Raw genomic sequence first — 2,832 nt, forward strand, 5'->3', positions numbered from 1 at the left:
GAACGCGGTCCCCCGGGCAGCGCGGTGTCCACGGAGTGCCGTCAGGCCGAGCCGTTCGGGCTGACCCAGTTGTACTGGCGCTGGTCCTCGGATGTCTTCTCCCCCTGTGGTCGCAGCCCGTCGGCGAAGATGACCTCGGGGGTCCGGTTGGACCCCCGCCAGAGGACGTCCTGGTCCGAACGCCAGGTCAGTTTCGGTCGGATTTTCTTTCACCGGTGCGTCGGGATCGGCCGTGGTGTTCTTCCACTGGGTGTACCAGTCATCGGCGAGCGGGGCGGACCGAATGGTGTGAAGACGCCGGGCGCGCCAATCCCGGCTGCCCGGCGCACCCTCCTTTCCGGGCACCCCGTACGGGCCACCCGGCGCACTGGGAGCCGGTCCCGGCGGCGCGGCGGTATCCGTCGCCGGATGCGCGACCCGGTTCGAGGTGCCTCCGGAGCGTGGTGCGAGCGGGGGCCGGGTACTACGGTCTCACCGGGTTGTCGCTGTGATGGAGGGCATCGCACATGCGCCTGCTGTTTTGGTCAACGGCCTCGGCCTGTACGGGTGTTGCGGTCGCGCTCGCGCTGTGGGCGGTGCTCGGGGACGCCGCCGGGGCCGAGCGGGCGAGCGCCGTCGTCGGGGCGGTCGTCGGACTCGCCGGGCTCGTCGCCTCGGTGTACGCGCTGCGGCGTGGCGGGCAGGACGACGGTGGCGCCGTCCGGGCCGGCGGACGCGGTGCCGTGGCCGCAGGGGGGAGCGTGACGGGCAACGCGATCGGCGCCGACAGCAGGGTCACGGGGACGCCGCCGGCCCCGCGCGGGGTGTCCGGGCCGGGGCGGGCCGTGTCGGCCGAGGGCGAGGGAGCGGTGGCCGCGGGGGGCGATGTCGCCGGGAACGCGCTGGGCGAGGGCGGCGAGGTGGCCGGCTGATGCCGGGGTCGCGCTTCCGGCGGCGCAGGCCGCAGGACCCGGGAGAGCCGGAGCGGCCGGCCGAGCACGTGGAGGTGCGGGGCGGCGGGGTCGGTGCCGGGGCCGACGTCGCCGGCAACGCCATCGGCCCGCGCAGCTCGGTGACGAACAACTTCAACTACTACGGGCTGGCGGAGTCCGACGCCCACCCCGGCGCCCCGGCGTCGTCGGGCACCGCGCCGCCGGCCGGCACCGCCCCTGACGAGCGCCGCTACCAGGTGTTCGTGAGCTCGACCAGCCTGGACCTGAAGCAGCACCGCGAGGCCGTCATCGACGAGCTGGTCAAGGAGGGGTACATCCCCTCCGGCATGGAACTGTTCGACGCGCGGGCGGAGGGCGCCTGGGAGGTCGTCGAGCGGGTGATCAACGACTGCGACTACCTCGTCCTCATCCTCGGAGCGCGGTACGGGGACGTCGGCGCGGGGACCGTCAGCTTCACGGAACGGGAGTACGACCACGCCCGCTCGCTGGACAAGCCCATCCTGGTGTTCGTCCACGCCGACCCCGTCGAACTGCACACGGACAGCTGGCAGCCGACGCCGGAGGACGCGCAGCGGCTGGCCGTCTTCCGCGAGAAGGTGCGGCGCGAGCGGCTCTGGAGGTCCTGGCGCACCGTCGCCGACCTGCGCAACGACGTCACCAGGGCGCTGCGGCTGGCCGTCCGGCACACTCCCCAGCCCGGCTGGGTCAAGGGCAATTCGATCGCGCACACCTTCTCCGCCGAATGGCAGAACCTGGTGGCCCCGGGGACGCAGATCGGTGTGGCCCGGATCAGCGTGGACGGGCAGGCCGGCAACGCCCTGAGCGAGAACCTCGGGAAGGCCTCGTCGATCGGGATCATGTCCACCAGCGGAAAACGGCTGATCGAGATCCAGACGCCCTACCTGACGAAGGCGCTCGCGGCCGGCTCCCGGATCCGCGTCCTGGTGCCGACGCCCGACGGGCAGTTCCTCGTCGACGTCGACGAGTCCGAGTCGCTGTGGGACCAGCGCTCGCCGATCGCGGCCGAGGTGCGCGAGGTGGAGGCCCGGCTGCGGTCGATCGTCCGCGAGGCAGGGGCGCGCAGCACGGCCGCCGGATCGATCGAGATCGGGTTCTTCACCACGCACCTGCGGTCCACGATGATTCTCTGCGACCGGACCTGGGGATGGGTCACGCTGACCCTGCCGCCGGCGCGGGCCCCGGAGACCCCGTCCCTGGAACTGCGCGGGACCCGGGACTTCGGTCTGATCGACGCCTGCTGGAAGCACTTCGACCGGACCTGGGCCATCGTCGAGGAGCGCGGCGAAGTGAGGACGATATCGTGAGGCGGTCTGCGATGGACTTACGTGACACGGCGGCCCTGTCCCCTGCCACGGAGCGGCGGTGGCGCGAGCGGCTCTCCACGGCCCAGGCCTTCATGCGGGCACGGCGCCACCTGCCGGGCGTGCTGATCGAGGTGGCGGCCCAGCACCCGCTGGCCGACCGGGCCGTGCCGGGCGAGGAGTTCGAGGCCCGGCTGCGGCGCGGCCACGAGCTCTACCGGGGCTACCTGGAGGCCGGGCGGCCGGTGGAGGTCTACGTGCCGGGCAGCCGCCACCGGCACCTCGGGGTGGAGGACGAGAACAGCCTCAGCCGGGCCGGCGGGGAGTTCCTGGAGAAGCTCGGCGTGCCGGCCCCGGCCGTGCGCGGCGACGACCTCAACGAGCGGTACAAGGGCGAGGCCGGCGTCTACGGCTCCGCCGACGAGTGCTTCGTCGCCGCCTCGTACTTCAGGGACGGCGGGTTCGGCACGCTCGTCTCGGTCTGCTCGCCGGCCCAGATGATGCGCAAGACCCTGCACTACCTGCAGTTCGGGGTCTACCCGCTGACCCACACGGCGCCGACGCCGGAGGGCTTCCAC

Annotated in this window: 3 protein-coding genes; all 3 read left to right on the top strand. The window is 73.0% G+C overall.

The genetic code is table 11. The annotated features are described in order from the left end of the window. Positions 1 to 506: 506 nt before the first annotated feature. Positions 507 to 911 (top strand): hypothetical protein, encoded by a 405-nt coding sequence (locus tag ACWDCZ_RS39985; protein ID WP_375873030.1) that lies wholly within the window; start codon positions 507 to 509, stop codon positions 909 to 911. Next, the gene (locus tag ACWDCZ_RS39990) at positions 911 to 2,257 is read left to right on the top strand and encodes a DUF4062 domain-containing protein (RefSeq protein WP_449818547.1); all 1,347 of its coding nucleotides are present in this window, start codon (positions 911 to 913) and stop codon (positions 2,255 to 2,257) included. Before ACWDCZ_RS39985 ends, ACWDCZ_RS39990 begins: the two co-directional genes overlap by 1 nt. 11 nt (positions 2,258 to 2,268) lie before the next feature. Beyond that, positions 2,269 to 2,832, top strand: a 564-nt coding sequence (locus ACWDCZ_RS39995; RefSeq protein ID WP_449818548.1) for a hypothetical protein, incomplete at its 3' end; no start/stop codon positions are given.

The organism is Kitasatospora sp. NPDC001225 (genome assembly GCF_053597855.1).

Coding starts and splice junctions, on each gene's coding strand:
- ACWDCZ_RS39985 (WP_375873030.1), top strand. CDS start 507: ATGCGCCTGCTGTTTTGGTCAACGGCCTCGGCCTGTACGGGTGTTGCG.
- ACWDCZ_RS39990 (WP_449818547.1), top strand. CDS start 911: ATGCCGGGGTCGCGCTTCCGGCGGCGCAGGCCGCAGGACCCGGGAGAG.